We start from the raw sequence: 15,875 nt of genomic DNA, 5'->3' as shown, positions 1-15,875 counted from the left end.
CGACGGTCTACGTTCCACTCCGGTCGTTGCTAAGCACTCGTCCCCCGGACGAGTAGCAACCCCGGACGTCGAGCGCCCCCGGAGGGGGAAGGCTTTGTCAGGGATTCACCCGTACATTCGTAATTGCGCAGATATCTCCCGTAATAGCTACGTAGAGCTTGTCGCAGTCCTCCTTGAGGGTGGTCTTGTTCTTGATGAACAGTCCCAGGACCTCGGTGGTCGAAATAACCGTATTGCCGTCGCGCTTGAAGGTGATGGTACAGTCTGTCCCCTCCTTCATGCCCTTTTTCCAGGCTTCCCAGCTGTCAAAGTTATCATTCATATTGACAATTATCCTGTTCGAAGAGTATTTTCCATCCTCCCAGGATTCGCCGTCTAATCTTATAAGTGCATATTCATGATAATCCGGTGCTTCAAAATCGACTTCGCCGCTCTTTGAACTAAAGAGCACAGCGTAGGCGCAGTGCCAGATAAGTCTTGCAGCCGGAAGGCTCTTTGTATGGAAAGTGAGTGTAAGCTCATCATCTATCGGAACACCCTTGGTTGCCTGTGTTCTGTGACTGTTTATCTGAACATTCGGTACATCGCCCTCAGGTCCCTCAAGATAGCTTACAAGCTCTGCGATCCTCGGAATATAGTCCTCTTCAACCCTGTCCTTGGACTTGGCTATGCTGACATCACTGATATCACAATATTCCCCTGTAAGCCCCATATAAACAAACCTGGTGGAGTCAGGCAGTGCAACTATAACTTCAACCTTCTTAACTCCGTCATCAATTCTTACAAGAAGATGATCGATGCACTTAACAGCTTCGATATCATATACTCTGTCAATCGGCGCAGTATCGTCGCTAACCACCGCCTCCTCAGAAGTCTCGTACTCTATCACGTTAGTCTTTACTTTTCTCGTGCCATCACCGATGACCGTGCCGTCTGCGGTAACCTCACAGTACTCAAAATAACTCAGCTCCCTGATGATGCTCTCCTCTTCATGAGCTCTTCCGTCAAAGGAATCAAAGAACACCATTGAAGGCCCCTTCCGGTTCTCGGAAGTAACCTCATCGCAGTGATATTTGAAATTCATCTTTGTGATAAACGGAGAAAGCAAAACTCCGACGGATATCTCGCTTCTGTACTCCCCAAAATGCATTCCGCCCTTGTCCAAAAGCTCCTGCAGGGTGTTTTTTTCTCTCTTACTGAATTCGCCGTCGATATCTACAAGGCACTGCGCAATCTTAACTATCTCGGGATCAAACTGTGTTCCGGATCCCTTTATGATTTCTTCCCAGGCAAGCTGCTGAGGGAGTGCATCCCTGTAGCTTCTGCTGGAGGTCATGGCATCAAAAGTATCCGCCACCGCAATAATCCTTGCGATTTCGGGAATATCCTCACCCTTTAGACCATCCGGATAGCCCTTTCCATCGAACCTCTCGTGATGATAATGCGCACCAATACTAAGGTATGGGTACTCACTGATACTTGAAAGAATCTGATTACCGATAATCGGATGCTGCATGATAACATCATATTCCTCATCCGTAGGCATTCCGTTCTTATTGATGATAACGTCGGAGATACCGATTTTTCCTACATCATGAAGAAGAGCAGCATAATAAACCTCTCTACAGTCTTCCTCATCCTTACCCATCGCTTTTGCAATCTTCACCGAGTACTCTGCCACCCTGAGGGAATGTCCTCTTGAATACTCGTCCTTCGCATCGATAGCACTGACAAGCGCAGTAGCCGTCTGTTCAAACAGTTTTTGTGAAAAGACCTGCTGTTCCTTCAGGTGTTTAATCTCATTATTCTGCAGTTTTTCAATTTCCCTGTTTCTGCGGAAAATAAGCACAACAGCCAAAAGAGAGACAAGGCCTGTAAAAAATCCCGGAAATATCAAAAGATTATGTGAGAAGATAATTCCGCTCATTAAATTAAAAATGGTAATCGCATAGAAAAACAGGCTTATGACAAAGCCCGGTATGCCGTAAAACACGACAAGACATATGATAATTCCGTTTTGCACGGAATCAAAGGCGCCTGCAAAAGACGTGATCGCCAGCGGCTGCCCCATCACAACCAGTACATCATCTGAAGTAGCGCAGTACCTCGTGAACCTTGCCACAATCAGATATAAAATAATCAGAATAAAAAAACCTATCTTAGGTAGACGCAGATCCCCTTTTCCGCGATTGCTCCCCATGACTTTCCTCACAAAAATTCCCTTATAGTATCAAGCATCTTATTTACTTCAATCGGCTTTGCAATGTGACCGTTCATACCGCTGTCTTTAGCGTTATTGATGTCCTCTGTGAAGGCACTGGCGGACATGGCAAGTATAGGAATATTGGCAAGCTCCGGATTAGAGAGCTTTCTTATCTCTCTCGAAGCTGTGTAGCCATCCATAACCGGCATTTGTATGTCCATCAGTATTATACTATAAGTTCCGGGAGTTGACACAGAAATCATGTCCAAAGCAATTTTTCCGTTCTCGGCTGTGTCATACTGAAATCCGAATTTCTTCAAAAGTCTTGTCGCAATCTCCCTGTTGATTGCCTGGTCCTCAACCAGAAGAACCTTGTATTTACTGTAATCAATCTCTGTTTCTTCCTTGGTGGGCACATATTTTTTCACAAAATCCGCATCCGGAATCGTCTCAAAATCAAAGTCGATAATAAATTCCGATCCTTTACCCTGCTGACTCTTAACACGGATTTTGCCGCCCATAAGATCGACTATACTCTTGGTAATGGCCATCCCGAGTCCTGTACCCTGAATCTTACTTGCAGTATTTTCCCTTGAATATGCCTCAAAAACAGTCGCAGCGAACTCGGGACTCATGCCCATTCCGTTATCCTTTACGCTTATCTCGTATTTTCCCTTATTGCCATCCATTCCTCTCTGCCTGATAGTAAGGGTTATGCTGCCGCCCTCCGATGTAAACTTAAAGGCATTACTAAGAAGATTAAGCAGCACTCTGTTTAATCTGTTCTCATCGCACTTTACATATTTGTTGGTAAGTTTGCTTGTATCAACGGTAAAGTTAATGCCCTTATTTTTCATCTGCGGAGCAAAAAGTACCTTGAGTTCGTCCACTGCCTCGGTCAGATCAGTATCCTCTATTTCAAGCGTCATCTTGCCGCTCTCGATACGCCCCATGTCAAGGATGTCATTTATGAGAGATAAAAGGTGCTTGCCCGAGTTATCAATTTTTTCAAGGTTATCCCTAACCTCCGGTGAGAGTCCTTCAATATCCTTAGTGAGTTCAGTGTAGCCTATTATGGCATTCATGGGCGTTCTGAGGTCGTGGCTCATGTTCGACAGGAACATAGACTTCGCCTTACTGTTCTCCTCAGCCTTAACCTTCTGAAGTTCCAGCTCACGCTCTCTTCTGTGCATGGAGCGATAAACGCTGAACATGATGAAAAGGGCAACCATGATGACCGCCATCTGGGCAATACTCTTTATCTGAAGTGAATCGGTTACTTCTTTAAGCTTTTGATCGCGGAAATAATTCATATCCAGTTTTTCTATGTAATCCTGCTTGATGCCGTGCTCCCTGAGGATTGTCGTATTATACTCATTGAATTCATCCAAGGCTCTCGCGGTAGTCTCGTGGGACTCCTCCCTGAACCAGAGCATGCTTATAAAGAACACCAGGAAAAGAAGTGACAAAAGCGAAAGCGTAGAATGCCCGAAACGTTTTCCCTTGTCTCTTTTGAAAATGAAAAAGTAGGATACAAATCCGACGATACTCCACACTATTATTATCAGATATGAATGGGGTGAGAGCGCTTCCACTGACCATAGATTGGGAATAAGAAAATATAATGCGAAAACAGATGACAATACAAAACCTGTAATGCCTGTAATTCTTACAAGAAATTTCTTCTCCCTTTTTGCTCTGAAAAATGCGGCAAGAGAAGTGTACGCATAAGCGACGCAGGCGCCTATTGTACTGACATCGACTATCCAGCTTATCGCGGTTCTTCCAAAGAAAGGAATCACCATCGATATGCACGTAATAGTGATAATTGCCTTGTAGGGAACATTATATCTGTTGAGGTGCATGAGCCACTTGGGGAAAAGATTATCCCTGGCCATGGAATATATAAGTCTGCTGGCTGCAATCAGGTTTCCGATAAGGCCTGTAATAATTGCTGCTGCCACAGAGAGTCCCAGTATCACGAAACCGAGATCCCCCAGATAAGTGGTCGCTGCATTAAAGGTAGGCAGCCCTCCAAAGCCCTTAAATCTTCCAAGATTACATAAATAACCGGTCCAATCCCACACACCACGCGGAACTGCGGATACTGCTATAAGGGCAAGCAATGAATACGCTATCGCTCCCCAGATAAGGGCACCCACCATTATACCTATAGTCCTTTTTGTGGAGAAATTGAATTCCTCGGTTGAATGAGATATGGATTCGAATCCAACGTATGCCCAAGGAGCCAGTGCAACTATCTGAAATACCTGAAAATACTTTGATTTTTCAGGCACAAATGAAGGCTTCACGTCAAGAAGTGATACGTTTCCTTTTACTGTTATCAGAACTGCAACGAGCACGATGCCGCCGATGAGTACGAGCGCAAATACCGTCTGAACAAGAGAAGATATCCGTCCACCGCAGACACAGATAAAGCCGGCGATTCCGATTACAAGAGATGCCACAACGGATTCAACAAGGTAAACTTCAAACCCTGCCACGATAAATTTAGGACCAACTTCCAGAACTCCGGGGAACAGATTTCTGCAGATTATCGGGATAGCCGTAGCATTTGCCCACACTATCGCCATGTAGACAAGGAGCAAAAACCACGCACCAAGAAATCCCTGGTCATATCCAAACTCATGCTTGGAGAATGCATAGGTTCCTCCGTCATCGGGATACAGGTTCATCATGTAGTGGTAGTTGATTCCAATAAGCAGCATTACTGCAGCCCCCAGAATCATTCCAAGCATTGTGCCTATGGGTCCTGCAAGCGGAAGAAAAGTCGTTCCCGGCATCACAAAAGAGCCCCATCCTACAGCGCAGCCAAAAGCAAGCGCCCACGTCCCGATAGGAGATAAACACTTCTTAAGTTTTGGATTTTCTACAGTGGTATTTTCCTTGAACATACTCCCTCACATAACCGTTTTCTTAACCGTCAATCCGGAACCATATATTCCTTAAGCACACTGACGGTATAGCCTGCTGCCTCGGGATCCTCTCTCCATTTGGCCTCTATTCTGTTGATCGGAACCTCACAATCAGGCTCTGTCACCTTCAGGAAAATAGCGAGCACTTTGTCATTTCCATACCTTGTAAGGACATCGCTTCCTCTGAGGGAACTCGCCGCAACCTCAAGAAAATGATCCGCTGCCTTCTGCAGTTTTTCTTCATCACCGTTTTCAGCTTCTACCTTAAAGCAAAGGAAATGGACATCCCATGCATAGTTTTTCTGAAAACGCATCATAAATCTGTAAACAACTTTGAATTGATCCTCAGAGAGAACAAAGGCGCCGCGTGCAGGATTTCTTTCCTTAAAGAGCATGTTGATTTCCGCCATTGCTTCCGGACTTTTTCTGGCGCCATTATTTTCCTCATGCTTATATAATGCATAGTTGTGTTTTCCGCTCTGCTTTACCTCGTACAGCGCTCTGTCTGCCTTTTTATAAAGCGCCTGATAATCCGACCCATCATCGGGGCAAAGCACCGCACCCACAGACACACCGATCGGGATATTCATGTCATCACCGAGAAGTTCCTTGGCAAAGCTAACGATTTTCCGGTTCATGTACTGTGTTCTCTCGGCAACCATCTTCTCTTCTTTGGTGTTAAGGCAAAACGCTGCAAACTCATCGCCGCCGATTCTTCCTATAACATCGTTACTCCGCATAATACTGCGGAGCATCTCAGCAAACCAGATAAGTACTTTGTCGCCCTTTTCATGGCCATACAGATCATTTACCAGTTTAAAGCTGTCGAGGTCTATCATCATGAAAATTCCGCGGCCTTTAGCTGCTGCCTTATCGACTTCTCTCTCCGTAGCAATTTTATTAAGGAGACCTGTCATCGGCTCAACCTCTGCAGCCATCTCAAGACCTCTTATGCGGTCCAGATTACTCATTATGTTGTCGATTCTGTATAAGAGAACATCAGGCTTAAAGGGTTTCCTGATATAGTCTACAGCCCCGACTTCAAGCCCTTTGGACTCTGTGTCATCACCTGAAAAAGCTGTCATGAACATAACAGGAATGACATAGCTGTACTTCTCACGAAGAGCCTGCATCATCTCAAAGCCGCTCATTCCCGGCATCATAAGGTCAGACAAAATCATGTCGGGCTTTTCCTTCTCATAGATTTCTATCGCTTCCATGCCCGACGAAGCAGTTATGACATGATATTTAGATTTGAGCATTCTGACTGTCATCATGCGAATCATTTCATCATCGTCGACGACAAGAATTTTTCTACCGTCCATATGGTCTGTCACCCCGATCAGATATTTTTTAGTACTTCCTTATAATGCCTGTAGGCTTCAAGTAAATCGCTGTTATTATCTCTTATGTAATCAAGATTTCCCTGTTTTCCGGCTTCTTCCAGAAGTCTTGCCTTCTCTGAAAGGTCCTTGGCTCCGATTATTCTCGCAGAGCTCTTTAGGGCATGAACCTTAACTGTATAGTCCTCTATCCTTTCTCCCAGATAGAGTTCTTCAATCTCATCCGCCTTTTTATCTATCGCATCCCTGAAGAATCCGAGAGTATCTATGAAAAGTTCCTCAGTTCCGGCGTATTCAATGCCTGCTGCGATATCTATGTAACCTGCATCCTGAAGATCTCTTATCTCTGAGGATTCCGTTGAAGGTTCCGCTGTTTCTGAGACGCTCTTATTATCTTCCTTGTTATCGCCCTCAACGTACTCCAGCTGCTTCTCCTTAGGAAGGTATTTCTGCAGTGCCTCCTCAAGGCGCATTCCACTCACCGGCTTTTCCAGATAATCATCAAAACCGGCCCTTAGATACATTTCTCTGACACCGGCAACCACGTTAGCTGTAAGCGCTATGCACGGCATATCGTGGTTCCCATTGCCCTCGTCATATCTTATGTGCTTAAGAAGCTCCATACCGTCCATCTCGGGCATTCGGTGGTCGATAAGTGCCAGATCATAGCGGTTTGCACTCATGAGATCAAGAGCCTGTCTTCCACTTATTGCTGTGTCAATCTTGATCCTGGTAGGTCCGAGAAGTCCTTCCAAAACCTTAAGGTTTATCTCTGTATCATCAACAGCGAGAATTCTTGCATCAGGTGCAATAAAGCTTGGCTTGTAGCTCTCCTGCCTGGATACAACTCTCTCGGCAGCGGCCTCATAGTCGCCGATCGGCTGCCAGTTCTCAACCTTCTGATGAATCACAAATGAAAACTCCGAGCCAGCGCCATATACACTCTTTACCTCAAGTGTTGTTTCCATCGCATCCATTATCTGCTTAACAATTGCCATTCCAAGGCCTGTGCCCTCGATGGTCTTATTTCTGTCCTCGTCAAGTCTTTCGAAGGCATTGAACAGTTTTGCCACGTCCTCAGGTTTCATACCCATTCCGGTATCCTTAATGGATATCCTGAGATCTACATAATCCTCACCCTTCTCTACCATATCTATGGTCAAATGAACAAACCCTGCCATTGTGTACTTTACGCCGTTGGTCAAAAGATTTACTATAACCTGCTTAAGCCTTGTCTCATCTCCGATAAGTTCATCGGGAATTGTCTTATCAACCTTTGCCTGATAAACCAGACCTTTCCCTTCCGCTCTGGACTTGATCATTACATTTACGTCAGTGAGCACAGAAGAAAGATAATACGGATCATTTCGAAGTGTCAGTTTTCCGGCTTCCATCTTCGAAAAGTCAAGGACATCGTTAACCAGTGTCAGAAGCTGAGTTGCGGAGTTTTTGATACTGAACGCATACTGCTGCAGCTTTGCATCATTCGTTTCTCTTGTAATAAGCTCTCCCATACCCATGATTGCATTGATGGGAGTCCTAATCTCATGTGACATATTTGCAAGGAATTGGCCCTTGGCCTTTGATGCGTCCTCGGCCTCCTGCTTTGCCTTCTTAAGCTCTACGCTTTCTCCTGCCTTAACAGAGGTAATAATCAGGAAAAACGAAAGTATGGTGGTCATGAGAACCAGGGTTACGTATACAGCCAATACAACAAGCGGAACTTTGGCAGCATATCCCACCGCATCCTCATATTTCATGACGCCATTCAGCATGAAATGCGTATTTTCAATCTGGGCGTTATAGAAATACATATCGCCCTTTACTGTTTTTACTTTTTCAACCGCAACCTCTTCAAGATTGTGATTATCGCGGATATTTTCAAAGGTCTTCATTACGGATTTGCTTCTGAAAAAGGCTTTGTCTTCCTCAGCCACATTCGTAAACGGCAGTACCTCATCGCCATCCCTTGTCATAAGTGCAATATTTCCAAGGTTATGTATTATATCAAGACTATGATTCTTACTTATATATGATTTAGAACATATTGCATAAATTACGTACGCAACATTATCACCATGAATAATCGCATGCGAAAACAGGAATGCACCTGTCGGCATATAGGAAATGCCATCATTACCCGTCATTGAGCTAAGAAGTCCGTCATATTCATTGGGCGGAATTCTCTCACCGTATACCGCTTCGCTCTCACCGTTCATAACTCCTATAAGGATACTGGGTTCTGAGCTGAAAACACTTTCAATGGCACGCTGTACTCTTTTTAAATTTTCTTCCTGATTTTCCTCTCTGTCATCCTCAAGAATAGACCCAATATACTCGATGACATTCATCTCGTTACTGAGTTCCTCATAATAAAATTCAGTTGCTTCCTCAGCCTCCCTGACTATTTTATGCTTGGCGACACTATCTATGATATCCATAAGATATAAATAGAAGTAAACTCCCAAAAACGACATTATAAGAACAAAGGCTATAAGGATGGCAGCACGTCTTCTTGTGAAAAGGCGGAACTTTTCATTCATATACTTCCACCCCCTCTACGAACCAGTCCATTCTTCTAAAAAGGGCATCATCACTTATTCTTTGACCTTTGGAACATTTCTTTGTTCCATCGTTCGAATACAGATCCCCATAGAAGACATCCTGAACATTTATAAGCTTTTCTTTTCTGTCATCTATCTCCTTTATAACTTCCTCGGGTATAACCTTAGAGTATGTTTTCATCTCTACGGTTCCGTATACTACACCATGCCAGTAATACTTTCCCGGATACATATCTCCATTAAAGAAATCATGCAGTAGCGTCTTATACAGATTGCCCCAGTTGAAATTAACAGAGGCAAGATACTTCTCGGAATAGTCGGTTCCGTTGTTGTTATATCCTATTGAATAGGCCGAATGTTCCTCAGCTGCATCAACAGCTGTGTGAATACTTGCATGATAAGTAATGAGGTCGGCGCCATCCTCCTCTATGAGTTTTGTCGCCAGCTCTTTTTCCTTTTCAGCATCCGTCCATGAATTGATGAATCTTACCTTTACCACAACGTCGGGATTAACCGATCTCGCGCCCAGAGCAAACGCATTTATTCCACGATTTACCTGACATGATTTTTGTCCTGCAACATATCCTATAATATTGCTCTTTGTCATCCTCCCCGCGAGTATACCGGCCAGGAATCTGATCTGGTATATCCTTCCGAAATATGTGGTTACATTTTCGGGAGATGAATCCGGGGAAACCGTATAGAATTCAATGTCAGGATAATTTTGTATCACCGGATAAAGTTTTTCATCATATCCATCACTTGTAAGGAAGATAACACTGCAGCCCTTTCCTACTAATCTGTCTATTGCAGGCTCTGCATCCTCAAGCGTCTCAGATACATTTTCTTCTACTTCCAATGCAATTCCCAAATTATCACAGGCGTTTTTTAGCCCATTATAGTGGCTTTCACTCCATCCCCTGTCATCTACTCCATCAATAAAAAGCGCACCTACTACTATTTTCTTCACATCCTGCGGGCGTGCATAATTTATAAGCCCCACCACAATAGCGAGCAGGATCAGTAAGAGAGTACTTAATATAATTATCCATAAGTTTTCTTTTAGTTTTTTCATACTTTTAATCCTTAGGTGGATAAGTATCTGCCTTCCCCTTAATTCTGGAAATAGTCACTGAAGTCATGTGCTATCATATACTTCAAAACCGACGAATCCCCTATAACGTAGTCGACTTCACCGTTACTCAGCGCTATCAGTGCCTCCTTCATATTGGCACATTTCTTTAACTTGCAATTGCAGCCCGGGAATCCTCCCGGATCCTTCCCCAGCAGATAATCCTCACCGCTGGTTGCATCTTCCACTGCAATAGTTTTCGTCTCATCAAAGCCAAGAATGATTTTTTCAACATCCTCCTTTGTCTTTGCGTAGATGAATTCTTTATTATCCTTCCTTACAGCAATGCTCTGCCCGGCATGAAAGTATGGAACAGAGAAATCTACATACTTTTCCCTCTCTTCCTTGATGGTGATTCCCGCAATACAGGCATCGCATTTCTTCTGAGATACAGTCATGAATAATGTGTCGAAATTAACCGTTACAAGCACAAGCTCTTTTCCCAGATAATCCGCTATAGCCTTGATCATCTCCTTATCTATGCCGTAGTATGCATTCCCCACATCGTAGTCAAAGGGCTCAAAATCGCCTGTAGTCGCCACAACAAGCTGGTCCTTGCTATTGTCCAGCTTGGCTGAATACACCGGCACCGGCTCCTTGCTTCTGTCAAAGTAGTGGCTGGTGATCTCATCATAGGTTCCATCCACACGTCCCTTCTCTATAAAGGTATTTATCTGCTGAAGAAGTTCGGGGTTGTCCTTATCAACGCCTATTCCGTAATCTTCTTCAGTCAGCAGAATATCAACAACCATCACGTTGTTTCCATCCTCTTCGGCATCCGCCCCAACAATCTCATCAGACGAGCCTTTACAGGACACCAGCATACTTGCCGTCATAGCTGCCACCAGAAGCAGCGAAACCACTTTCTTGTTCATAAATTCCCCTCATTATCAAAGCATTTTTATCCCCATAAATCTAAAAATACGTATAAAAATGCTATGTTACATACAATCACATTATTATTATGAAACACTCGTATTAAATTCTGATAAACAAGACGTGAAATTACGATAAATAATTATTATAAACAGAAAAGGTCGCCCATACCGGGCGACCTTTTCTGTAAAACAAATCATTTTAGGGTATTTAAATGAAGAAAAAGCTTTTTAATAATTTATGCAGCTTTCTGAACTGACTTGCCGTTTTTGCCGGATTTCCCTTTTCCGAGAATCAGTCCGTGAAGCTTCTTAAGAAGTATAGCTGACGGTACACCGAGGGCAAATACCACGAGCACATACAGGAATACATTCTTGATCGGGAAAGGTGACTTTACACCACCGTCAAAGGTGTGATCGCAGAGCTCTACAAAAAGTCCGTGGATCAGGTAAAACTCAAGTGTAATGGTGCCCATGAACTTCAGCAATTTGTTGCCGATTTTCACCTTCATTCCAAGAAGAATTGCTGCAAAAACAAAATCCAAAGTAACAAGAACCTGTGTAAGAAGTGTAATACGTCTTCTAAGGACTGTATCCGGAGCGCCCCAGTTCTCACCATAGTAGGAGAACACATCCTGCGCATTTACTGAAAGCATATACAGAGGATAAAGCGCAAGCACTGCAACGATTACATATACCCAGAAATATTTTCTGAGATGAGGAACGATCTTATCCTCATATTTTGCAAACAGAATTCCCACAGGGAAAAGATGAACGCAGTTCCACCACCACTCACCTCGGATAAGATAGTCGTTGTGGTCAATCGTTGTTCCCACAAGCATATATCCGATTACGAAAGCAGCTACAACAGCTACTGCGAGGCCATCCTTTTTAATGAACTTAAATGCAAGATAAAATGCAAGATAGAAGAACGGCAGCACGATAACGTACCAGGTGTACGGATTGCAAAGCTTGATGCTTGAAAGATACAAAAGTGCACCGTTTAAGTCCATCTTCTCACCGACAAGAAGTCTTGCAATAAAGTAAATCAGTGTTGTGGAGTACAATGCAAGAACAATGGGCAGGATTCTCTTTTTCACAAATCCATTAAGATAATCTTTCTTCGTATGGAAGCTCTTGTAAGCACCGTATCCATTGAAGAATACAAAAAATGCCACCATCACGTATCCGATCGGAACGAAGAACTCAAGTCCCGGAACAATTCTGCTCTTAGGAAAAAGCCATGAAGCACAGGTCTTCTGACCGATGTGATGAAGCATAATGCAGATTGCAAGGAACCCCTGAAATGCCTTGGTCTGCTCAAGTGAAAGACTGTCGTTCCACTGTCCCCTACCAGCGGGCCTTGCGTTCCACAGCAGCAGAACCGGTAGTATAAAATACACCGAATAAATTAGTTGTTTAGCCATAAAAATAAAACCTCCCAAGTTTTTTGCTATGACTTTATAATCCCAAAAAACAAGGTCATTGTCTTAGATAATCTTGCTTTTTTAATGTGTATCTTTTGCGATTATGGAAGATATTTATGCTATATTAGTATTACTGAGTCAAAATATATAACTCCAGAGGAAACCACATGAAAAGAATACTGATCACAAATGATGATGGAATAGATGCAGGTGGAATTCACAGACTTGCAGAAGCAGCAAAGGAATTCGGAGAAGTCTGGGTTGTCGCACCGGTTCACCAGAGAAGCGCAGCTTCACACAGCATAACCTTAAGAGATCCTATTGATGTGTTCCCGCATGATTTCCCGGTCGAGGGCGTGCACGCCTTTGCCTGCAGCGGAACCCCCGGAGATTGCGTCAGAGTCGGCGGGCTCAATATCATGCCGAAGAAGCCCCACATTGTGCTCTCCGGAATCAACTACGGCTACAATGTCGCTACTGACATCCAGTACTCTGCGACTGCCGGAGCAGCATTTGAAGCTGCTTTTCAGGGATATCACGCCATCGCATTCTCGGAGCACATAGACGACAATCACGAAGTTACAAACAAATACCTACGAGATATGCTTAAGGAAGCCCTTGAGGTAAAACTGGAATACGGCCAGATTGTGAATGTCAACTTCCCCGGATGTCCCCTTTCGGAATTCAAGGGCATCCGCAGAGATGTAGCAGTCTCCAGAGGTTCCTTCTTCAAGGACAGATACAAAGTCATCGAGCACTTCGAAGGCGGCGGAGTTCGCCTCATGGTAGACGGAATCTACAACGAAAAGTGCGAGGAAGGAACTGACTTCAGAGCACTTGTGGAGAACTACATCTCCTTCGGAATTGTTAACAACATAGGCTGCTGACATAAAAAGTCTACTACTATCAGCAAAAAATAAAATAACCAACAATACAGATACCAACAAATGAAAAATACCAACCAACCACAAAACAAAAAACTAAAAATTTGTATGATTGTTCAGGATCCCAATGTAAAGGGCGGAATTGCCGCCGTTACCGGAGGCTATTACGGAAGCCGCCTGGAGCAGGATTTTGACATCACTTATGTGGAATCCTACCGCGACGGAAGTAAGCTGGACAAGCTGACCAAAGCGCTTAAGGCCTACCGCGAATTTCGCAAGGTCCTGAAAAAAGACCGCCCGGACGTAGTGCACGTTCACTCATCCTTCGGTCCCAGCTTTTTCAGAAAATATCCAATAATAAAGATGGCACATGATGCCGGGATTCCTGTCGTAAATCACATCCACGGCTCTGCTCTCGATGAGCTCTACACCAACGCTCCCGCATGGAAAAAGCGCATGGTGGAAAAGAGTTACGGAAGCTGCGACAAACTCATAGTTTTATCTGAGGATTGGAAGAAAAAAATCTCAGCCATCGTACCTGCTGAGATGATAGAGGTTGTTCCTAATTACAGTGTAATCGTTCCAGAAATGGTATCTGAAGGAGTGATGGATAAGCGCTTTGAAAAAAAGCAAATCCTCTACCTTGGAAGATTCGACAACCTTAAGGGCGTAGTGGATATCCCCGCTATCGCTGATAAAGTAATAAAGAAATTCCCCGAGGCAAAATTTATCCTCGGTGGCACCGGCGAAACAGAGCCTACCGAAGCCGAAATAAAAAGACTGCATCTTGAAGATACAGTCCTTCTGCCCGGTTGGATCCGCGGCGATGAAAAGATAAAGCTTCTAAAAGAAAGCACCATCTTCCTTCTGCCCTCTCACATGGAAGCCATGCCCATGTCCATTCTTGAAGCTATGGGCTACGCCCTTCCGATCATCTCCTGTGAGGTCGGCGGAATTCCGCGCGTAGTCTCAAAAGATGTAAACGGAAAGCTCTACAAGCCACAGGACGTTGACGGTATGGCCGATGGCATCCTCTCCTACTTCTCAGACAGATCAGCCTGGGAAGAGGCAAGCCGCCAGAGCCTTAGACTTGCGGATGAAGGGTATAGCTTTGATTCACACATAAATAAACTTGAAGAAATCTACTACACTGTTGCAAGAAAGTAAATTATAGCGGCTTTTTACCAAATTGGTATACTTTTCGCCTTAATTTACTTCCTCAGCTCCTCAAACTTCGCCTGCATTGTGGGGTTGCCCTTGGTGAGTCGCTTCACGCTGACATCGTCCACTTTGTTGTTGGCGATTCGAAGCTGATTGTCTGATCCGAGCAGTTCCTTCTTGACCTTCTCAAGGTGTTGGATGGTCTTATCAATCTCATCGATAGCCTTCTCAAAATGGTCATGTGCTATGGAATAATTCCGTCCAAAGTCATCCTTGAATTTAAGAAGACTCTCCTCAAAGTGAGTGATATCAATGTCCTGATTCCTGATCTCCGCCAGCTCCTGCTTGTACATAAGCGCATTCATCGCAGCGTTACGAAGCAGGGTTATCATAGGAATAAAACACTGGGGACGAACCACATACATCTTGTCATATCTGTAGGAAACATCCACAATTCCCGCATTGTAGAGCTCATTATCGGCCTCAAGGAGTGATACAAGAACCGCATATTCGCAGCCCTTTTCTCTCCTATCCTTATCAAGCTCCTTGAAGAAATCCTCATTTTTATGCTTCGTGGCGGTCGTATCCATTTCGTTTTTCATCTCGAACATGATGGAGATAATCTCGTTGCCGAACTCATCATTCTCGCGGTAGATGTAGTCACCCTTACTGCCGGAGCGGGCATCATTGTCCTTCTCGAAATATGCATTAGGAAAAGCAGTGGCCCTAAGCTGATTGAACTGAATCTCGCAGTGCTGCTCAAGCGTCTCGCCGACCATCTTGGTGGACATCTTGGTCTTTAGATCCTTGTAAAACTCGATTTCCTTTTCCTTCTGAGAAAGCATATACTGATTCTTCTCCTTCTCAGCCTGAAGAGTTCTCTCAAGATCACTTCTTTTATCCTCAACCTCTTTTACAGCCTCAAGCACTGCAACACGCTTCTTATCCTCAGCACTCTCGATCTGGGATGAGAGTTTCTGCTTCTCAAGCTCCGCCTTTGATACCTCGTCCCGAAGCTTTTTTAGTTCCTCATCATAGGAATTTCTTAGTTTTTGTACCTCGGCGGTCTGCGCATCCCGGAGCTTCTGCGTGTCTTTATCATAGCTCTCGCGGAGCTGCGCCATCTGCTTTTCATAATTCTCCTGGAGCTTTAGCTTAACATCGGCTCCCAATGCATCAAGTTCAAGCTTGTGTTTTTCCTCAAGATGCTTCTCAAGCTCCCTGGTCCTCTTCTCAACGTCCTTGTTAAACTCCTCGTCCCTTATCTGACTTACGATGGAACTAAGCTCCGTATCATCAACCGAAAATACCTGTCCGCAATGCGGGCACTTCAATTCTGCCATGCCTTAA

At 44.2% G+C, this 15,875-nt stretch carries 10 protein-coding genes; 2 read left to right on the top strand and 8 right to left on the bottom strand.

Annotated features, from left to right (window positions below):
* Positions 1–97: 97 nt before the first annotated feature.
* The 7 genes from BMW61_RS08710 to BMW61_RS08680 form a co-directional block, all read right to left on the bottom strand.
* Positions 98–2,200: an HD-GYP domain-containing protein gene (locus tag BMW61_RS08710; protein ID WP_242876677.1), complete on the bottom strand. Its 2,103-nt coding sequence runs from the start codon at positions 2,198–2,200 to the stop codon at positions 98–100.
* An 8-nt stretch (positions 2,201–2,208) separates the two neighbouring features.
* On the bottom strand, positions 2,209–5,118 hold the full coding sequence (locus tag BMW61_RS08705; RefSeq protein WP_091821047.1) for an amino acid permease: 2,910 nt from the start codon (positions 5,116–5,118) through the stop codon (positions 2,209–2,211).
* A 29-nt stretch (positions 5,119–5,147) separates the two neighbouring features.
* On the bottom strand, positions 5,148–6,464 hold the full coding sequence (locus BMW61_RS08700) for a GGDEF domain-containing response regulator (protein WP_091821045.1): 1,317 nt from the start codon (positions 6,462–6,464) through the stop codon (positions 5,148–5,150).
* Between the two features lie 17 nt (positions 6,465–6,481).
* Positions 6,482–9,025 (bottom strand): ATP-binding protein, encoded by a 2,544-nt coding sequence (locus BMW61_RS08695; protein WP_091821043.1) that lies wholly within the window; start codon positions 9,023–9,025, stop codon positions 6,482–6,484.
* Positions 9,018–10,121, bottom strand: a complete 1,104-nt coding sequence (locus BMW61_RS08690) for a BMP family ABC transporter substrate-binding protein (RefSeq protein ID WP_091821041.1) — start codon at positions 10,119–10,121, stop codon at positions 9,018–9,020. Before BMW61_RS08690 ends, BMW61_RS08695 begins: the two co-directional genes overlap by 8 nt.
* Positions 10,122–10,159: 38 nt before the next feature.
* On the bottom strand, positions 10,160–11,053 hold the full coding sequence (locus tag BMW61_RS08685; protein WP_091821039.1) for a transporter substrate-binding domain-containing protein: 894 nt from the start codon (positions 11,051–11,053) through the stop codon (positions 10,160–10,162).
* A gap of 239 nt (positions 11,054–11,292) precedes the next feature.
* On the bottom strand, positions 11,293–12,480 hold the full coding sequence (locus BMW61_RS08680) for an acyltransferase family protein (protein WP_091821037.1): 1,188 nt from the start codon (positions 12,478–12,480) through the stop codon (positions 11,293–11,295).
* Between the two features lie 167 nt (positions 12,481–12,647).
* Between BMW61_RS08680 and surE the strand changes: the two genes are divergently transcribed.
* Together surE and BMW61_RS08670 are read left to right on the top strand one after the other, a co-directional pair.
* Positions 12,648–13,367: a 5'/3'-nucleotidase SurE gene (gene surE, locus BMW61_RS08675; RefSeq protein WP_091821035.1), complete on the top strand. Its 720-nt coding sequence runs from the start codon at positions 12,648–12,650 to the stop codon at positions 13,365–13,367.
* Positions 13,368–13,427: 60 nt separating this feature from the next.
* Positions 13,428–14,531, top strand: coding sequence for a glycosyltransferase family 4 protein (locus BMW61_RS08670; protein WP_091821032.1), 1,104 nt, complete (start codon positions 13,428–13,430; stop codon positions 14,529–14,531).
* Between the two features lie 44 nt (positions 14,532–14,575).
* Here BMW61_RS08670 and BMW61_RS08665 read toward each other — a convergent pair whose 3' ends face one another.
* A complete protein-coding gene (locus BMW61_RS08665) occupies positions 14,576–15,868 on the bottom strand; it encodes a DUF2130 domain-containing protein (RefSeq protein WP_091821029.1) in 1,293 nt (430 codons plus the stop codon).
* Between the last annotated feature and the right edge of the window lie 7 nt (positions 15,869–15,875).

The organism is Butyrivibrio sp. ob235 (assembly GCF_900109475.1).
In the GTDB taxonomy this organism is placed as follows: domain Bacteria; phylum Bacillota; class Clostridia; order Lachnospirales; family Lachnospiraceae; genus Butyrivibrio.
Note: the sequence above shows the minus strand (reverse complement) of the source record. Positions and strands in the feature narration are given on the sequence as shown.

What these genes read in the sequence shown, in the direction of transcription:
- BMW61_RS08710 (WP_242876677.1), bottom strand. Translation starts at nt 2,200, where the DNA reads ATGGGGAGCAATCGCGGAAAAGGGGATCTGCGTCTACCTAAGATAGGT.
- BMW61_RS08705 (WP_091821047.1), bottom strand. Translation starts at nt 5,118, where the DNA reads ATGTTCAAGGAAAATACCACTGTAGAAAATCCAAAACTTAAGAAGTGT.
- BMW61_RS08700 (WP_091821045.1), bottom strand. Translation starts at nt 6,464, where the DNA reads ATGGACGGTAGAAAAATTCTTGTCGTCGACGATGATGAAATGATTCGC.
- BMW61_RS08695 (WP_091821043.1), bottom strand. Translation starts at nt 9,025, where the DNA reads ATGAATGAAAAGTTCCGCCTTTTCACAAGAAGACGTGCTGCCATCCTT.
- BMW61_RS08690 (WP_091821041.1), bottom strand. Translation starts at nt 10,121, where the DNA reads ATGAAAAAACTAAAAGAAAACTTATGGATAATTATATTAAGTACTCTC.
- BMW61_RS08685 (WP_091821039.1), bottom strand. Translation starts at nt 11,053, where the DNA reads ATGAACAAGAAAGTGGTTTCGCTGCTTCTGGTGGCAGCTATGACGGCA.
- BMW61_RS08680 (WP_091821037.1), bottom strand. Translation starts at nt 12,480, where the DNA reads ATGGCTAAACAACTAATTTATTCGGTGTATTTTATACTACCGGTTCTG.
- surE (WP_091821035.1), top strand. Translation starts at nt 12,648, where the DNA reads ATGAAAAGAATACTGATCACAAATGATGATGGAATAGATGCAGGTGGA.
- BMW61_RS08670 (WP_091821032.1), top strand. Translation starts at nt 13,428, where the DNA reads ATGAAAAATACCAACCAACCACAAAACAAAAAACTAAAAATTTGTATG.
- BMW61_RS08665 (WP_091821029.1), bottom strand. Translation starts at nt 15,868, where the DNA reads ATGGCAGAATTGAAGTGCCCGCATTGCGGACAGGTATTTTCGGTTGAT.